The following is a 15,783-nucleotide window of genomic DNA, read 5'->3' as shown; positions in this document are numbered from 1 at the left end:
AACTTGAGGCAGATGTTGGCCCATGCCCCGTAAAACCTGGCGCGCTGCGCTCGCTGCCTATGCCAGCCCGTCAACCCTGGTGCTCTTGCTGCTTGGCTTCGCCGCCGGCCTGCCTTACATGCTGGTGTTTTCGACCCTCTCGGTATGGCTGCGCGAAGCGGGTGTGGCCCGCGAGACCATTGGCTACGCCAGCCTGATCGGTCTGGCCTATGCCTTCAAATGGGTATGGTCGCCACTGCTCGATCAATGGCGCTTGCCGCTGCTCGGCGGCATGGGCCGACGCCGCTCCTGGCTGCTGCTGTCACAGGTATTGGTGGTGCTGGGCCTGATAGGCATGGGCTTTTGCGACCCACAGAAACACTTGTCCTGGTTGATCGCCCTGGCGGTACTGGTGGCCTTCGCCTCGGCCACCCAGGACATCGCCGTCGACGCCTACCGCCTCGAAATCGCCGACGACCAGCGCCAAGCCGCACTGGCAGCCAGTTATATGGCCGGTTACCGCGTCGCCGCACTGCTGGCCACGGCTGGCGCACTGTTCTTCGCCGAGTGGTTCGGCTCGACCGGTTTCAGCTACCTGCACAAGGCCTGGACAGGCACCTACGTGCTGTTCGGCGTGCTCATGCTGCCTGCGGTCTTCACCACCTTGGTGATGCGCGAACCGCCAGTGCCGCTGCGCACCCAGCTATCTGCGGCTCGCTACGGCCTGATGCACCAGTTGGTGTCGGTGTTCGTACTGATCATCCTACTGGTGTCGGTACCGGCCAGCTTCACCCAAATGTTCAACACCGACTGGGCCAGCGTGCTGTTCGGCGATGCCACCGTGCTCGATCTGCTGCTGGAAGACCGCGCGTTCCTGCGCCTGCTGCTGTACGCCCTGTTGACCTGGGCGTGCCTGTCGTCGCTGGGCCGCCGTGGCCTGGCCCCAGTGCTGACCCCGGTCAACGACTTCATCGTGCGCTACCGCTGGCAAGCCCTGCTGTTACTAGGCTTGATCGCCACCTACAGGATGTCGGACACCGTGATGGGGGTCATGGCTAACGTCTTCTACATCGACATGGGCTTCACCAAGGATCAGATCGCCAGCGTGAGCAAGATCTTCGGCCTGATCATGACACTGCTCGGTGCCGGTGTCGGCGGCTTGCTAATCGTGCGCTTCGGCATCCTGCCAATCCTGTTCATCGGCGGTGCGGCCTCGGCAGCCACCAACATCCTGTTCGTAATGCTCGCCGACATGGGCCCGAACCTGCAGATGCTGGTGGTGACCATTTCGCTGGACAACCTCAGCTCAGGCCTGGCCACCTCGGCCTTCGTCGCCTACCTGTCGAGCCTGACCAACTTGAAGTTCTCGGCGACGCAATACGCGCTGCTGAGTTCGATCATGCTCTTGCTGCCGCGCCTGATCGGCGGCTACTCCGGGGTGATGGTAGAGAAATTCGGCTACCACAATTTCTTCCTGATCACCGCCCTGCTAGGTGTGCCGACACTGATCCTGATCGCACTGCACTGGCGCCAGCAGAGCGGTCGGGGCAAGCCGGCAGCCGCCCCGACAGCCGAGAAAAACTGACGCTGCAACCAGCGCCGCCCCTGTAGGAGCGGCCTTGTGCCGCGAAACGAGGGCGCAGCCCTCCCGGCAATCGTGCATGAGGCCGAATTCCTATGGCCGCTACGCGCCCGGTTTGCGGCGCAAGGCAGCGCCTACAGCCCGTTGCCTACCAACGACGAACCACAATGGCCAGAGTGCCAGAGCCCCGGCAAGCCCCGCAGCCACGGCGAAGTGCAGCAAGCTCGCGCCCGCCCCCACCATCGCCAGCAGCGCACCGCCCAGGCCCAACAAGGCAATGGTGATCATCCCCAACATCGCCGAAACCAGGCCCTTGCTCTGCTCGCTGGCAAACAGTGTCATGCGGTACAGCACCGCATTGGCCACCCCCAGCCCCAGGGCATACAACGACATGCCCGCCACCACGCTGACCACCGTCTGCCAGTACCAGGTAGCCACGACCATCAGGCACAGGCCCGCCAGGTAGGGCCACAGGGCACCGCGCACCAACGCCGGCAGCGGATAGCGCTCGGCAATACGGTTGATGATCAGGTTGCCGGCAATCAGCCCAGCGAACACCGGCAGTTGCCACAGCGCGTAGTCCATCGTGCTCAGGCCTTCGTCATGAATCAGCAGCACCGGCGACAGACCGATCCAGCCGATCAGCGGCAGGCCCACTAGCCCCAGCGCCGCGCTGCCAGCGACGAACTTGCGGTTGCCCAGCAACTGGCCGTAACCGGCCAGCAGCGGCAGCAGGTGGATCGGCGTGAATGCCAGGCGTGAACCATCCCGGCGCTCCACCCCCAAGGTCTCGGGCATCAGGCGCCACAACAGGAGCCAGCACAGCACCGCGCCCACCGCAAAGGCCACGAACAGCCAGCGCCAGTCGAGCCACTGCAACATCAAGGTGCCGACCAGCGGCCCAAGCAGCGGTGAAAGCAGCGCGATATTGGCCAACAGCGCCATCATGCGCACCGCATCGGCCTCGCTGAACGCCTCGTTGAGTGCTGGGTAGCTGACCGTCACCACGAAACCCAGGCCAATGCCCTGCAATAGGCGCAGCAGGTTGAACAGGCCGATATCGTGTACCCAGTAGGTCGCCAGGCAGGCGATGCCGAAGCACAGGCAACCAGCCAGCAACAGTGGACGACGCCCATAGCGGTCGGCCAGCGGGCCGATCAGCCACTGCAATACCACCCCGCCCAGCAGGTACAGGTTGAGGGCATGGGGGATGTACTCGGGGCTGGCCTGAAGGTCGCCGACCACAACCGGCATGGCAGGCATGACCGCATCGCTGGCCAGGTAGGTGAGCAGCTCGAACAAAGCCAGGGTCAGGCCGAACAGCAGGGCCCGAAGGGGGGTGATGTACAGCAGTGGTTTCATGGTGGGTATCGGGTACAGGCAGGTAGGGGCAGGTTATATGCCAGAAACAGCCGGGGTTGGCTGTGAACAAGTGTAAGGCGTGCAAATGCACGCGGGGCAAGCCTGCCCCCACGCAGCCTGTACAAGGCGTTGTGAGGGCGGGCTTGCCCCGCGATGAGCGCTACGCCGATGTTACTGCGCGGCCGTCTCCTGCACCACGCGAATCACTCGCTGCGGAAAAGGAATGTCGATGCCCTGGGCCTTGAGCCGGTCACGGGCATGCTCGTTGAGCATGAACATCACATCCCAGTAATCCGAGGTCTTGGTCCACAGGCGCAGCGACACGGTGATCGAACTGTCGCCCAGGGTGGAAATCACTGCCTGGGGCGCCGGATCCGACAGCACACGTGGGTCCTGCGCCAATTCCAGCAGGACCTGGCGCGCCTTCTGCAGGTCGGCTTCGTAATCGACACCAACGTCGAACACCACCTTGCGCGTTGGCTGACGGTTGGTGTTGGTGATGATGCCGTTGGACAGGCTGCCGTTGGGCATGATCACGGTCTTGTTGTCGCCGGTACGCAACACGGTATGGAAGATCTGGATGCTGTCTACCGTGCCGGAAACCCCCTGCGCCTCGATCCAGTCACCGATGCGAAACGGTCGGAACATCAGGATCAGCACGCCGCCAGCGAAGTTCGCCAGGCTGCCCTGCAACGCCAGGCCAATGGCAAGGCCCGCGGCACCGATGGCCGCGACGAACGAGGTGGTCTCGATGCCGATCATCGACGCCACGCTGACCAGCAGCAGTACCTTCAGCACGATGTTGGCCAGGGTGCTGATGAACCCCTGCAAGGCCGCGTCGGCACGCAGGCCGACCAGTTTGCCCAGGCGCGCACTGACCTTGTTGACGATCCACCAACCAATGGCCAGGGTGAGCAACGCCAACAGCAGCCGGCTGCCGTACTGCATGATCAAAGGGATCCAAGTCTGCGACTGGCGGACCAGCTGATCGACCTCTGCGTTCAAATCCATATTCATCTCCTGAGCCCTGCGGCACCTACACACTGAAGCAAGCCGCCAGTCTCGCCGGGCGGCCTCGAACCCACATGGACATCACTGCGCCATCAAGGTTCAAGGCCCACGGCCGATCAATCGCGGAAGTTGTTGAACTGCAGCGGCATATCGAATTCCTTGGTGCGCAGCAGGGCAATGGCTTCCTGCAGGTCGTCACGCTTCTTGCCGGTAACACGCACCTGCTCGCCCTGGATCGCGGCCTGGACCTTCAACTTGCCGTCCTTGATGGTGGCGACGATCTTCTTGGCCAGGTCCTTGTCGATGCCTTCACGGAACTTGGCTTCCTGCTTCTTTTCCTTGCCCGAGGGGTACGGGTCCTTGGTTTCCAGGCACTTGACGTCGATCTTGCGCTTGACCAGCGCCAGGCGCAGGATTTCGAGCATGGCTTCGAGCTGGAACTCCTCCTCGGCGGTCATGAGCACGGTCTGCTCCTTGTCCTTGAACTCGAACGTGCCCTTGCCCTTGAGGTCGTAGCGACGGTCGAGGTCTTTGATGGCGTTGTCCACAGCGTTCTGCACTTCGTGCTTGTCCAGTTCCGATACCACGTCGAACGAAGGCATTAGGTAATCTCCATAAATGAAACGCGCGCTCGGTCTGAAGATGGAGCACGCGGTATTAGATAGTTAAAATGCGGGCTCATTATAACGGGTTGCGAAACGCAGATGAGCAGCACCTGGCATATTCTCGGCGCCGGCAGCCTCGGCACCCTCTGGGCCTGTCGCCTGGCCCGCGCCGGCAAGGCGGTTCGCCTGATCCTGCGCGATGCTGCACGCCTGGCCGACTATCAAGCGGCCGGCGGGCTGACGTTGGTCGAACAGGACCTGCGCAGCCACTACGCGATTCCTGCCGAAACCTACGCGGCAGCTGGCCCTATCCACCGCCTGCTGGTGGCCTGCAAAGCCTACGATGCCGCCCCCGCCGTGGCACGCCTGGCACCACGCCTGGGCGCCGGTGCCGAGCTGGTACTGCTGCAAAACGGCCTGGGCAGCCAGGACGAAGTCGCCGAACAGGTGCCGCATGCGCGTTGCGTGTTTGCCTCCAGCACCGAAGGCGCGTTCCGTGAGGCCGACTGGCAGGTGCGCTTCGCCGGCCACGGCTTCAACTGGCTGGGCGACCCCGCCAATCCCAGCGTGCCGACCTGGTTCGACGATTTGCAGCAAGCCGGTATCCCGGCACAGTGGAGCCTCGACATCCTTGGCCGGCTGTGGCGCAAGCTGGCGCTAAACTGCGCGATCAACCCACTGACGGTGTTGCACGACTGCCCGAACGGCGGCCTGCTGGGTCACCTGGCCGAAGTCAATGCCCTGTGCGACGAGCTGGCCGAGCTGCTGCGCCGCTGCGGCCAGCCGGATGCCGCCAGCGGCCTGCACGAAGACGTACAACGGGTGATTCTTGCCACCGCGGCCAACTACTCTTCGATGTACCAGGACGTACGCCATGCGCGGCGCACCGAAATCCACTACCTGCTCGGCCACGCGTGCCGCGCCGGCAGACGTCATGGGCTGGCACTGCCAAAACTGGAACGTCTGCACCAGCACCTGGTCGACAGCCTGACGGCGCGCGGCTTGCCCAGCGCCTGAACCCACGTTCAACGGATACGGAAGCGGCCTTGCCCATGACCTTGCGCCAACGCCTGGAAAACCTCCCAGTCGGGCAAAAACTGCTGGCGGCCCTGCTGGTACTGCTGGTGACCATCCTGCTGGTGGCCAACCTGGCCTTCATCAGCGCCGCCTACTGGATTACCCAGGAGAGCATGGCGCCTCAAGCCTTGCAAACACTCGGCAAGCTGGTGTCCAACCCGCAGCTGTCGGCCCGCGCCGGCGACAGCCCCGAGCGCGCCGAAGCACTACTCAAGGCGCTCGACAGCTACACCCCACTGCGCGCCGCCGCAGTCTACGGCAGCGACGGACGCCAGCTCGCCCAACTCCAACATGGCGATGCACTGAGCCTGCCCAAGCGCTTTCGCAACGTCGACGCCTGGCGGCTCATGGAGTTTCGCAGCACCCAGCTGATCCGCCTGCCGCGCGACGGCAGCGCGCCGGCATACCTGCTGTTGGTGGCCAGCAGCGAACTGCCCAGTGCCTTCTACACCGGCACACTTTCCGCCAGCCTGGCAATCCTGGTGTTCAGCGTGGTGCTGTGGATCCTTATCGCCCGCCAGATCAAGCGCCTGATCACCGTGCCGATCAACCGCCTCGAAGAACTCACCCGCCAGGTCACTCGCGAAGAGAGCTACGCCCTGCGTGCCCAGCGTGGCAACGATGACGAGATCGGCAGTCTGGCCCAGGCGTTCAACACCATGCTCTCGCGCATCGAGGCGCGCGAGCAGCAACTCAAGAGCGCCCGCGACGAATTCCAGAGCGCGTACGACCAGGCCCAGGGCCTGGCCGAGGAAACTCGCCACACCAACCGCAAGCTGGAACTGGAAGTCCAGGTACGCAGCAAGATCGAGAAAAAACTCACAGGTTTTCAGAACTACCTCAACAGCATCATCGACTCGATGCCTTCGGCGCTGATCGCATTGGACGAGCAGCTCTACGTCACCCAATGGAATCAGGAGGCCACGGCACTCTCCGGCACGCCGTTGGACCAAGCCTTGAATCAGCCTATCTTCCTCGCCTTCGAGCCGCTCAAACCGTTCCTGCCGCAGCTCAAGGAGAGCGTCGAGAAGCATCGGGTGGCGAAGATCGAGCGGGTGACCTGGCCCAAAGGCGACGAAGCGCGCCACTATGCCCTGACGTTCTACCCGCTGACCGGCGGCGGTGGGCGTGGCGTGGTGATCCGCATCGACGACATCACCCAGCGTCTATCCCTGGAAGAAATGATGGTGCAGTCCGAGAAGATGCTGTCGGTGGGCGGCCTGGCGGCCGGCATGGCGCATGAGATCAACAACCCGCTGGGCGCGATCCTACACAACGTACAGAACATTCGCCGGCGCCTGTCACCGGAGCTACCGCGTAACCAGGAGCAAGCTGACGAGCAAGGCATCGATCTACTCAGCGTCAACCGCTACCTGGAAAGCCGCGAAGTACCGCAACTGCTCGACGGTATCCAGCAGGCCGGGGCACGCGCCGCGAAAATCGTCACGCACATGCTCAGCTTCAGTCGCCGCAGCAATCGCCAGCTGGCCCCCTGTGACCTGCCCGCACTGATCGACCAGGCAGTAGACATCGCCGGTAACGACTTTGACCTGACCATCGGCTTCGACTTCAAGGGCCAGGCCATCGTGCGTCAGTTCGACCCAGAGCTGGGGCCGGTGCCCTGTACCGCCAACGAGCTGGAACAAGTGCTGCTGAACCTGTTGAAGAACGCCGCCCAGGCCATTCACCAGCGCCCGCAGCCAAGTGAGCCTGGGCGCATCACCCTGCGCACCCGGCTCAACCCACCGTGGGCGGAAATCCAGATCGAGGACAATGGCATCGGCATGCCCGAGGCCGTGCGCAAGCGCACCTTCGAGCCGTTCTTCACCACCAAGGAGATCGGCCAGGGCACCGGGCTTGGGCTGTCCGTGTCGTACTTCATCATCACCAACAACCACAAAGGGCAGATGGAGGTGCACTCCACGCCCGGCCAGGGCACCTGCTTCACCCTGCGCCTGCCCCTGGGCCCAGCCCAGCCGAACAAGACGGAGACCTGACATGGGCAATCGCCTGACCAAGATCTACACCCGCACCGGAGACCAGGGCCAGACCGGCCTGGGCGACGGCCGCCGGGTACCCAAGGACCACCCGCGCATCGAGGCAATCGGCGAAGTGGACAGCCTCAACAGCCAACTGGGGGTGTTACTGGCGGGGCTGGCGCAGGCCGGCATCGATGAGGTACTGGAGGTGCTTGCCCCCTGCCAGCATCGGCTGTTCGACTTGGGCGGCGAACTGGCAATGCCCAGTTACCAGGCACTCGATGCGCGCGAGGTGGAACGCCTGGAGCAGGCAATCGATGTGTGGAATGACGAGTTGGGGCCGCTGAAGAACTTCATCCTGCCCGGCGGTTCGGCGCTGGTCGCCCAAGCCCATGTGTGCCGCAGCGTGGCGCGGGCGGCAGAACGGCGCTGCCAGCAATTGAATGCGCTCGAGCCGTTGGCCGGGGTTGGGTTGGCTTACATCAACCGGGTGTCGGATTTGCTGTTCGTCGCGGCGCGGATCATCGGGCGACGCCAAGGCGTGGACGAGGTGCTGTGGCAGCCGGCAGCGAAGCCTGACTGAGCCGCTCGCAGGGCAAGTCGCCTCGGTACGCCGAGTCGACTTGCCCTGCGAGCGGGGCGACTCAAGCGTCTGGCCAGAACGCCCGAATACCCGCCACCCCCTGTGCCCCAACCTGCCAGGCACGCTCACGCTCATCCGGCCCGACGCCACCGAGCAGATACACAGGATGCTTGAACGCGCCGATCAGCCGCTGCGCCGCATCCCACCCCAGCGGCGTGGCATCAGGATGGGTCTGGGTCGCCTGCACCGGCGACAGGGTGACGAAATCCACTCCCATCTGCTCGGCCAACGCCAGCTCTTCGGCACTGTGGCACGAAGCTGCCAACCAGCGCGAAACCGGGAATGGCCGACCGTTAGCTGCATATTTACGCAACTGCGCAGCCGTCAGGTGCCAGCCTGCCGAAGGGAAGTCGCCCAGCCATTCCAACGGCCCCTTGAGCATCAACTGCGCCTTGCCAGCGCACAGGCCCACCGCATCCACCGCCACGTCGCGGTACTTGGGATCGTACATGTCCGGGGCGCGCAGCTGGATCAGGCGAACACCACTGGCCACGGCCTTCTGAATGCCCTTGAGCAGCGCAGGAACCTCAAGCCCGTCCGGCGTGATCAGGTACTGATCCGGCAAGCGCGCGGCGGCGACGATAGGCTTGTTGGCCTCGGGAAACGCGTACTGGTCTAGCTCCCGCGCGGCCACCCAGGCCAGCGGCTGGCCTTCGGCGCCGTGGGGTTCGCCGGTAAAGGCGTCGACTTCGCGCACCTCCAGAAGTACCTGCTTGTCCGGGTAATCGTGACTGACCGTGATCAGCGGGCGCGAGCGCGTGACCTCGATGCCAAGCTCCTCGCGCAGTTCACGGGCCAGCGCCGCCTCGACGCCTTCGCCCTGCTCCACCTTGCCGCCGGGGAACTCCCACAGGCCACCCTGGTGCTGCGTGTCGGCGCGCCGTGCGATCAGGATGCGTGCGTCTGCACCGCGGATCACCGCAGCCACTACATGAATCCGCTTCACCCTTCACGCTCCGCCAAGCCCGCTTTCTGCCAGGCCTGGAAGGCCGGCCACTGATAGATTGCCTCAATGTAAGCGGCCGCCTCTGCCGGCACTTCGACGCGATAGGTGCGCAGACGCACCGCTACCGGGGCGAAGAACGCATCGGCAAGGGTCGGCCTGCCGAACAGGAACGGGCCGCTGTCCTTGGCGACCAGGCGGCATTCGGCCCACAGCGCGAGGATCCGGTCGATGTCCACCTGCACCTCCAGGGGAATGCTCTCCAGCGCCTGGTCACGCGACAGATCGAACGGCATGTTGCTGCGCAGGGCGAGAAAACCGCTGTGCATCTGCGCGCAGGCCGAACGCGCCTGGGCCCGGGCAGCCACGTCCTCGGGCCACAAACGGGCCTCTGGATGCTGTTCGGCGAGGTACTCGGCGATGGCCAGGGAATCGGCGATCAGACCGTGCGGGGACTTGAGCAGCGGGACTTTACCACTGGGAGAGAACGCCAGGATGCGCTGACGCGTGTCAGGCTGCTTGAGCTTGACCAGGGTTTCATCGTAGGAAGCACCGGCCAGTTCCAAGGCCAAGGCGCCGCGTAGAGACCAGGAAGACAGCAACTTGTCGCCGATGATCAAGTGATAATTCATGGGTCGGCTCCATTGAATGGGCAATTCAGGCCCTGCTGGCTGTCCAGCAGCCAATCGCGGGCAAGCCCGCGACAAGGCCTTTGGATCAATACATCAAGTACGGTACTCGGCGTTGATCTTCACGTACTCGTGGGACAGGTCGGTGGTCCAGATGGTTTCGCTGCACTGGCCGCGGCCCAGCTCGATACGGATGGTGATCTCTTCCTGGGCCATGACCTTGGAGCCCTGCTCTTCGGTGTAGCTGGGGCTACGACCGCCCTGACTGGCAATGCACACGTCGTCGAGATAGACGTCGATCAGGCTGACATCCAACTCGGGTACGCCCGCACGGCCAACGGCAGCCAGAATGCGGCCCCAGTTGGGATCGGAGGCGAACAGCGCGGTCTTGATCAGTGGCGAGTGGGCCACGGCGTAGCCGACGTCCAGGCACTCCTGGTGGTTGCCGCCGCCGTTCACCTGCACGGTGACGAACTTGGTGGCGCCTTCGCCGTCACGGACGATGGCTTGGGCCACTTCCATGCACACTTCGAACACCGCCTTCTTCAGCGCTTCGAACAGCTCGCCGCGCGCTTCGGTCACTTCAGGCACGTCGGCCTTGCCAGTGGCGATCAGCATGCAGCAGTCGTTGGTCGAGGTGTCGCCGTCGATGGTGATGCGGTTGAACGACTTGTTGGCGCCGTCGAGCATCAGGTCCTTGAGCACGGCCGGGGCGACCTTGGCATCGGTGGCGATGTAGCCGAGCATGGTCGCCATGTTCGGACGGATCATGCCCGCGCCCTTGCTGATACCGGTGACGGTGATGGTCTTGCCGGCGAACTGGAACTGGCGGCTGGCACCCTTGGGCAGGGTGTCGGTGGTCATGATGCCGGTAGCGGCTTCGGCCCAGTTGTTCTCGGAGAGGTTGTCCAGGGCGGCTTGCAGGGCGCCTTCGATCTTCTCGACCGGCAGCGGCTCACCGATCACGCCGGTGGAGAACGGCAGAACAGACTCGGGCGCAACACCCGTCAGCTCGGCCAGCTTGGCGCAGGTGCGCTCGGCAGCGGCCAGGCCCGGAGCGCCGGTGCCGGCGTTGGCGTTACCAGTGTTGGTCAGCAGGTAGCGCACAGTGCCTTGCACACGCTGCTTGGAGAGGATCACCGGGGCTGCACAGAAGGCGTTGAGGGTAAACACCCCTGCCACGCTGGAGCCTTCGGCGCAGCGCATCACGACCACGTCCTTGCGCCCTGGGCGCTTGATGCCGGCCGAAGCGATGCCAAGTTCGAAACCGGGAACCGGGTGCAGGGTAGGCAGGGGACCAAGACCAACAGCCATTAGAGCGCTCCTAGAAAAATCGGTTGATATCAAAAAGCGGGGCCGCTTCGCGCCCCATCGCGACACAAGGCCGCTCCTACAAGGTGGTTGCGATACCTGTAGGAGCGGCCTTGCGTCGCGAAAGGGCCGCAAAGCGGCCCCCGGTTATTTCAGTTTGCACAGCCTGCTCAGATCACTCGATCTGACCGTGGCAATGCTTGAATTTCTTGCCCGAACCACACCAGCACGGCTCGTTACGGCCCAGCTTCAGGTCGTTGCGTACAGGGGCGGAGGCGACGGCGACTTCAGCGCCCTCATCGGCCAACTGCTCGCCTTCAAGGCCCGGCGCTGCGGCGTGCTGGAACTGCATGCGGCTGGCCAGTTCCTCGGCTTCGCGGCGCAGGCGCGCCTCTTCTTCTGCCGGGTCTTCGCGACGTACCTGAACGTGCGAAAGCACACGGATGGTGTCGCGCTTGATCGACTCCAGCAACTCCTGGAACAGGGTGAACGACTCGCGCTTGTACTCCTGCTTCGGGTTCTTCTGCGCATAGCCACGCAGGTGGATACCATGGCGCAGGTGATCCATGGTCGACAGGTGGTCTTTCCACAGGTCGTCCAGCACGCGCAGCAGGATCTGTTTCTCGAAGGTACGCAGGGCGTCGAGACCGGCCTGGTCTTCCTTCTCGTTGTAGGCGTCGGTGATTTCCTTGAGCAGCTTCTCGCGCAGGGTCTCTTCGTAGAGGTGATCGTCCTCGTCGAGCCACTGCTGGATCGGCAGCTTCATGGCGAAGTCGCTGGCCAGGGAAGCTTCCAGGCCGGCCACGTCCCACTGCTCGGGCAGCGATTGCGGCGGAATGTGCTGGCTGATGGTGGCATCGAGCACTTCCTGACGGAACTCGGCGATGGTATCGCCGATGTTTTCTGCGGCCAGCAGGCTGTTGCGCATGTGGTAGATCACCTTGCGCTGTTCGTTGGCCACGTCGTCGTATTCGAGCAGTTGCTTGCGGATGTCGAAGTTGCGGCCTTCGACCTTGCGCTGGGCTTTCTCGATGGCATTGGTGACCATGCGGTGCTCGATGGCCTCGCCGGACTGCATGCCCAAGGCCTTCATGAAGTTCTTCACCCGATCAGAGGCGAAGATGCGCATCAGGCTGTCTTCCAGCGACAGGTAGAAGCGGCTGGAGCCGGCGTCGCCCTGACGGCCGGCACGGCCGCGCAACTGGTTGTCGATACGACGGGACTCGTGGCGCTCGGAGGCGATCACGTGCAGGCCACCGGCCTCCAGCACTTGCTGGTGACGCTTCTGCCAGTCGGCCTTGATCTGGGCGATCTGCTCGGGGGTCGGGTTGTCCAGGGCGGCCACTTCGGCCTCCCAGTTACCACCCAACAGGATGTCGGTACCACGGCCAGCCATGTTGGTGGCGATGGTCAGCGCACCCGGCGCACCGGCCTGGGCGATGATCTCGGCTTCTTTTTCGTGGTACTTGGCGTTCAGAACCTTGTGATCGATGCCTTCCTTCTTGAGCAGGTTGGACATGTGCTCGGAGGTTTCGATGGTCGCGGTACCGACCAGCACCGGACGACCCTGGGCCATGCTTTCCTTGATGTCGGCGATGATCGCGGCGTACTTCTCGTCGGCGGTCAGGTACACCAGGTCGTTGAAGTCCTTGCGCGCCAACGGCTTGTTTGGCGGGATGACCATCACATTGAGGTTGTAGATCTGGGCGAACTCGAACGCTTCGGTGTCAGCGGTACCGGTCATGCCGGACAGCTTGGTGTAGAGACGGAAGTAGTTCTGGAAGGTGGTCGAGGCCAGGGTCTGGCTCTCGGCCTGGATGTTCAGGTTTTCCTTCGCTTCGATGGCCTGGTGCAGACCCTCGGAGAGGCGGCGGCCCGGCATGGTCCGACCGGTGTGTTCGTCGATCAGCAGGATCTGGCCGTCCTGCACGATGTATTCGACGTTACGGTGGAACAGCTTGTGCGCACGCAGCCCGGCATAGACATGCGTTAGCAGGCCAAGGTTGTGCGCCGAGTACAGGCTTTCACCTTCGGCCAGCAGGCCCGCCTGGGTCAGCATGTCCTCGATGAACTGGTGCCCAGCTTCGTTCAGCTCGACCTGACGGCTCTTCTCGTCGATGGTGTAGTGACCCTCTTGAGTCACCTGGCCTTCGACTTCCTCGATGTGCTGGGTCAGACGCGGGATCAGGCGGTTGATCTCGATGTACAGCTTGGAGCTGTCCTCGGCCTGGCCGGAGATGATCAACGGGGTACGCGCTTCGTCGATGAGGATGGAGTCGACTTCGTCGATCACCGCGAAGTTCAGCTCACGCTGGAACTTCTCGTCCTGGCTGAACGCCATGTTGTCGCGCAGGTAGTCGAAACCGAACTCGTTGTTGGTGCCGTAGGTGATGTCGGCGGCGTAGGCCGCACGTTTTTCTTCCGGCGGCTGGAAGGCCGAGACGATGCCCACGTTCAGGCCAAGGAACTCGTACAGCGGGCGCATCCAGTTGGCGTCGCGACGGGCCAGGTAGTCGTTGACCGTGACCACATGCACGCCCTTGCCGGACAGCGCGTTGAGGTAGACGGCCAGGGTACCGACCAAGGTCTTGCCTTCACCGGTACGCATTTCTGCGATCATGCCTTCGTGCAGGGTCATGCCGCCGATCAGCTGGACGTCGAAGTGGCGCATGCCCATGACACGCTTGCCGGCCTCACGGGCCACGGCAAACGCTTCAGGCAACAGTTGGTCGAGCGTTTCGCCTTTGGCCAGACGCTCCTTGAACTCTGCGGTCTTGCCACGCAGTTGCTCGTCGGAGAGGGCGACCATCTTCTCTTCGAAGGCATTGACGGTGCTCACCGTCTTGAGCATGCGCTTGATTTCACGCTCGTTCTTGCTTCCAAAAAGTTTCTTTAACAAAGGCGCAAACATATCGGCAGGATCTTCCACACGTAGGGATGGAGGGCGGCCCCGTGAGTCGCCCGTGCAGCCCTAAGGCCGCATGCGAACGAGCATTCTACCCGGAAACGATGGTGAGGAAAGTGGTGGATTTCCACGATGCTGGCACAGCGCTTTTAGGGGGCTTGAATAACATAGGGGCTTTTTCCGCAAGTTCAAGGTGCGTAAAGATGAAACGTGCCGAGCATGACGTGCATCAAAAGCCCGCTTAGCGCAGACCGAGCACGATGCCCGCCCATACCCGGGGCTCAACTGATAGACTGCCGATCTTGTAACCGTCTGCGTACATTCATGGCCTACAAACCCTCCTCCGCCCACCAGCCTTCGGCGCTGTTGCGCAAGGCCCGCCCACTGCGCCTGCTGCTCAATCAGGCCGAACGCCTGGAACACCTACAGCGCCTGCTGGAAAGCCAGCTGCAACCGGCTGCCCGCGAGCACTGCCATGTGGCATCGTGGAAAGACGGCACGTTGCTGCTGGTGGTTACCGACGGCCACTGGGCCACGCGCCTGCGCTATCAGCAAAAGCGCCTGCAACGCCAACTGCAAGGCATGGAGGCGTTCGCCAACCTGAGCCGTATCATCTTCAAGGTCCAGCCACCTTTGGTGCCCGCCAAACGTGAAGGGCACGCTCCTGTCCTGTCGCAACAAGCGGCCAACAGTATTCACGCCTCTGCCGAAGGCATCAGCGATCCGAAGCTCAAGGCCGCGCTGGAACGCTTGGCAGCCCACGCCCAGGACAAGCCCTGAGCGAGCGCCCATAAAAAAGGCCACCCGAAGGTGGCCTCAATGAACTAGAGAGTGTTCGAACTTACACGGCCGCAACAGGGCGCATGTACGAGATCGGTGCCGTGCTGGCATCTTCGAAGGTAACCACTTCCCAGGCGTCAGTTTCTGCGATCAGCTTGCGCAGCAGCTGGTTGTTCAGCGCGTGCCCGGACTTGTAGCCCTTGAACTCGCCGATCAGGCTGTTGCCCAGCAGATAGAGGTCGCCGATGGCGTCGAGGATCTTGTGCTTGACGAACTCGTCATCGGAACGAAGGCCGTCTTCGTTGAGCACACCGGTCTCGTCCACCACGATGGCGTTCTCGACACTGCCACCCAACGCAAGGTTGTGCTTGCGCAGGTACTCGATGTCACGCATGAAGCCAAACGTACGGGCGCGGCTGACTTCCTTGACGAACGAGGTGCTCGAGAAGTCAACGACCGCACTTTGGGTCTGGCCCTTGAGGACCGGGTGATCGAAGTCGATCTCGAAGCTCACCTTGAACCCGTCGAACGGCAGGAAAGTGGCGCGCTTGTCGCCCTCTTCCACAGTCACTTCGCGCAGGATACGGATGAACTTCTTCGCGGCGTCCTGTTCTTCCAGGCCAGCCGATTGAATCAGGAATACGAAGGGACCGGCGCTGCCATCCATGATCGGCACTTCCGAGGCGGAGAGCTCGACGTAGGCGTTATCGATGCCCAGGCCCGCCATGGCGGAGAGCAAGTGCTCGACCGTATCGACTTTGACGTCACCGTTGACCAGTGTCGTGGACATGGTGGTCTCGCCGACATTGGCTGCGCGCGCCGGAATCTCCACGACAGGAGAAAGGTCGGCGCGACGGAAGACGATGCCGGTGTCGACAGGCGCAGGCTTGAGGGTCAGGTAGACCTTCTCCCCGGAGTGCAGGCCGACACCTGTGGCACGGATGGTATTCTTCAGGGTGCGTTGTCTAATCATGGCA

Annotated in this window: 13 protein-coding genes; 5 read left to right on the top strand and 8 right to left on the bottom strand. The window is 63.1% G+C overall.

From position 1 onward, the window contains the following. Positions 1 to 22 precede the first annotated feature (22 nt). Positions 23 to 1,564, top strand: a complete 1,542-nt coding sequence (locus tag ACNFIC_RS16870) for an AmpG family muropeptide MFS transporter (protein WP_138219926.1) — start codon at positions 23 to 25, stop codon at positions 1,562 to 1,564. A gap of 99 nt (positions 1,565 to 1,663) precedes the next feature. Here ACNFIC_RS16870 and ACNFIC_RS16865 read toward each other — a convergent pair whose 3' ends face one another. The 3 genes from ACNFIC_RS16865 to ACNFIC_RS16855 all read right to left on the bottom strand — a co-directional run bounded on the left by ACNFIC_RS16865 (position 1,664) and on the right by ACNFIC_RS16855 (position 4,536). Next, a complete protein-coding gene (locus ACNFIC_RS16865) occupies positions 1,664 to 2,923 on the bottom strand; it encodes an MFS transporter (RefSeq protein ID WP_138219925.1) in 1,260 nt (419 codons plus the stop codon). A gap of 171 nt (positions 2,924 to 3,094) precedes the next feature. Continuing rightward, on the bottom strand, positions 3,095 to 3,934 hold the full coding sequence (locus ACNFIC_RS16860) for a mechanosensitive ion channel family protein (protein WP_138219924.1): 840 nt from the start codon (positions 3,932 to 3,934) through the stop codon (positions 3,095 to 3,097). 116 nt (positions 3,935 to 4,050) lie between these two features. Continuing rightward, positions 4,051 to 4,536, bottom strand: coding sequence for a YajQ family cyclic di-GMP-binding protein (locus ACNFIC_RS16855; RefSeq protein WP_138219923.1), 486 nt, complete (start codon positions 4,534 to 4,536; stop codon positions 4,051 to 4,053). A gap of 102 nt (positions 4,537 to 4,638) precedes the next feature. Between ACNFIC_RS16855 and ACNFIC_RS16850 the strand changes: the two genes are divergently transcribed. Genes ACNFIC_RS16850 through ACNFIC_RS16840 form a run of 3 tightly spaced genes read left to right on the top strand, consistent with a single transcriptional unit; the run spans position 4,639 to position 8,178 of the window. Further along, positions 4,639 to 5,556, top strand: coding sequence for a putative 2-dehydropantoate 2-reductase (locus ACNFIC_RS16850; protein ID WP_416781474.1), 918 nt, complete (start codon positions 4,639 to 4,641; stop codon positions 5,554 to 5,556). A gap of 35 nt (positions 5,557 to 5,591) precedes the next feature. Next, positions 5,592 to 7,613, top strand: a complete 2,022-nt coding sequence (locus tag ACNFIC_RS16845) for an ATP-binding protein (protein WP_138220047.1) — start codon at positions 5,592 to 5,594, stop codon at positions 7,611 to 7,613. A 1-nt stretch (position 7,614) separates the two neighbouring features. Then, positions 7,615 to 8,178: a cob(I)yrinic acid a,c-diamide adenosyltransferase gene (locus tag ACNFIC_RS16840; protein ID WP_138219921.1), complete on the top strand. Its 564-nt coding sequence runs from the start codon at positions 7,615 to 7,617 to the stop codon at positions 8,176 to 8,178. A gap of 61 nt (positions 8,179 to 8,239) precedes the next feature. Here the strand turns inward: ACNFIC_RS16840 and ACNFIC_RS16835 are convergent, their stop codons facing one another. From ACNFIC_RS16835 to secA, 4 genes are all read right to left on the bottom strand, one after another. Next, positions 8,240 to 9,184, bottom strand: a complete 945-nt coding sequence (locus tag ACNFIC_RS16835) for a Nudix family hydrolase (RefSeq protein WP_416781473.1) — start codon at positions 9,182 to 9,184, stop codon at positions 8,240 to 8,242. Beyond that, positions 9,181 to 9,813: a glutathione S-transferase family protein gene (locus ACNFIC_RS16830; protein WP_138219919.1), complete on the bottom strand. Its 633-nt coding sequence runs from the start codon at positions 9,811 to 9,813 to the stop codon at positions 9,181 to 9,183. Before ACNFIC_RS16830 ends, ACNFIC_RS16835 begins: the two co-directional genes overlap by 4 nt. Positions 9,814 to 9,906: 93 nt before the next feature. Beyond that, positions 9,907 to 11,124 carry a bifunctional glutamate N-acetyltransferase/amino-acid acetyltransferase ArgJ gene (gene argJ, locus ACNFIC_RS16825; protein WP_138219918.1) on the bottom strand — a complete coding sequence of 406 codons (1,218 nt, stop codon included), beginning with the start codon at positions 11,122 to 11,124 and terminating at the stop codon, positions 9,907 to 9,909. A 172-nt stretch (positions 11,125 to 11,296) separates the two neighbouring features. Beyond that, on the bottom strand, positions 11,297 to 14,032 hold the full coding sequence (gene secA, locus ACNFIC_RS16820; RefSeq protein ID WP_416781472.1) for a preprotein translocase subunit SecA: 2,736 nt from the start codon (positions 14,030 to 14,032) through the stop codon (positions 11,297 to 11,299). A gap of 318 nt (positions 14,033 to 14,350) precedes the next feature. Between secA and ACNFIC_RS16815 the strand changes: the two genes are divergently transcribed. Next, positions 14,351 to 14,806: a DUF721 domain-containing protein gene (locus tag ACNFIC_RS16815; protein WP_416781471.1), complete on the top strand. Its 456-nt coding sequence runs from the start codon at positions 14,351 to 14,353 to the stop codon at positions 14,804 to 14,806. A 61-nt stretch (positions 14,807 to 14,867) separates the two neighbouring features. Here ACNFIC_RS16815 and lpxC read toward each other — a convergent pair whose 3' ends face one another. Continuing rightward, positions 14,868 to 15,779 (bottom strand): UDP-3-O-acyl-N-acetylglucosamine deacetylase, encoded by a 912-nt coding sequence (lpxC, locus tag ACNFIC_RS16810; protein ID WP_138219914.1) that lies wholly within the window; start codon positions 15,777 to 15,779, stop codon positions 14,868 to 14,870. Between the last annotated feature and the right edge of the window lie 4 nt (positions 15,780 to 15,783).

The sequence above is a fragment of the Pseudomonas sp. NY15463 genome, from assembly GCF_048068415.1.
Lineage (GTDB): Bacteria > Pseudomonadota > Gammaproteobacteria > Pseudomonadales > Pseudomonadaceae > Aquipseudomonas > Aquipseudomonas mosselii_C.
This window is presented reverse-complemented; position numbering and strand designations above follow the sequence as displayed.

Coding starts and splice junctions, on each gene's coding strand:
- ACNFIC_RS16860 (WP_138219924.1), bottom strand. CDS start 3,934: ATGGATTTGAACGCAGAGGTCGATCAGCTGGTCCGCCAGTCGCAGACT.
- ACNFIC_RS16855 (WP_138219923.1), bottom strand. CDS start 4,536: ATGCCTTCGTTCGACGTGGTATCGGAACTGGACAAGCACGAAGTGCAG.
- ACNFIC_RS16815 (WP_416781471.1), top strand. CDS start 14,351: ATGGCCTACAAACCCTCCTCCGCCCACCAGCCTTCGGCGCTGTTGCGC.
- ACNFIC_RS16865 (WP_138219925.1), bottom strand. CDS start 2,923: ATGAAACCACTGCTGTACATCACCCCCCTTCGGGCCCTGCTGTTCGGC.
- ACNFIC_RS16850 (WP_416781474.1), top strand. CDS start 4,639: ATGAGCAGCACCTGGCATATTCTCGGCGCCGGCAGCCTCGGCACCCTC.
- ACNFIC_RS16845 (WP_138220047.1), top strand. CDS start 5,592: ATGACCTTGCGCCAACGCCTGGAAAACCTCCCAGTCGGGCAAAAACTG.
- lpxC (WP_138219914.1), bottom strand. CDS start 15,779: ATGATTAGACAACGCACCCTGAAGAATACCATCCGTGCCACAGGTGTC.
- ACNFIC_RS16870 (WP_138219926.1), top strand. CDS start 23: ATGCCCCGTAAAACCTGGCGCGCTGCGCTCGCTGCCTATGCCAGCCCG.
- secA (WP_416781472.1), bottom strand. CDS start 14,032: ATGTTTGCGCCTTTGTTAAAGAAACTTTTTGGAAGCAAGAACGAGCGT.
- argJ (WP_138219918.1), bottom strand. CDS start 11,124: ATGGCTGTTGGTCTTGGTCCCCTGCCTACCCTGCACCCGGTTCCCGGT.
- ACNFIC_RS16830 (WP_138219919.1), bottom strand. CDS start 9,813: ATGAATTATCACTTGATCATCGGCGACAAGTTGCTGTCTTCCTGGTCT.
- ACNFIC_RS16840 (WP_138219921.1), top strand. CDS start 7,615: ATGGGCAATCGCCTGACCAAGATCTACACCCGCACCGGAGACCAGGGC.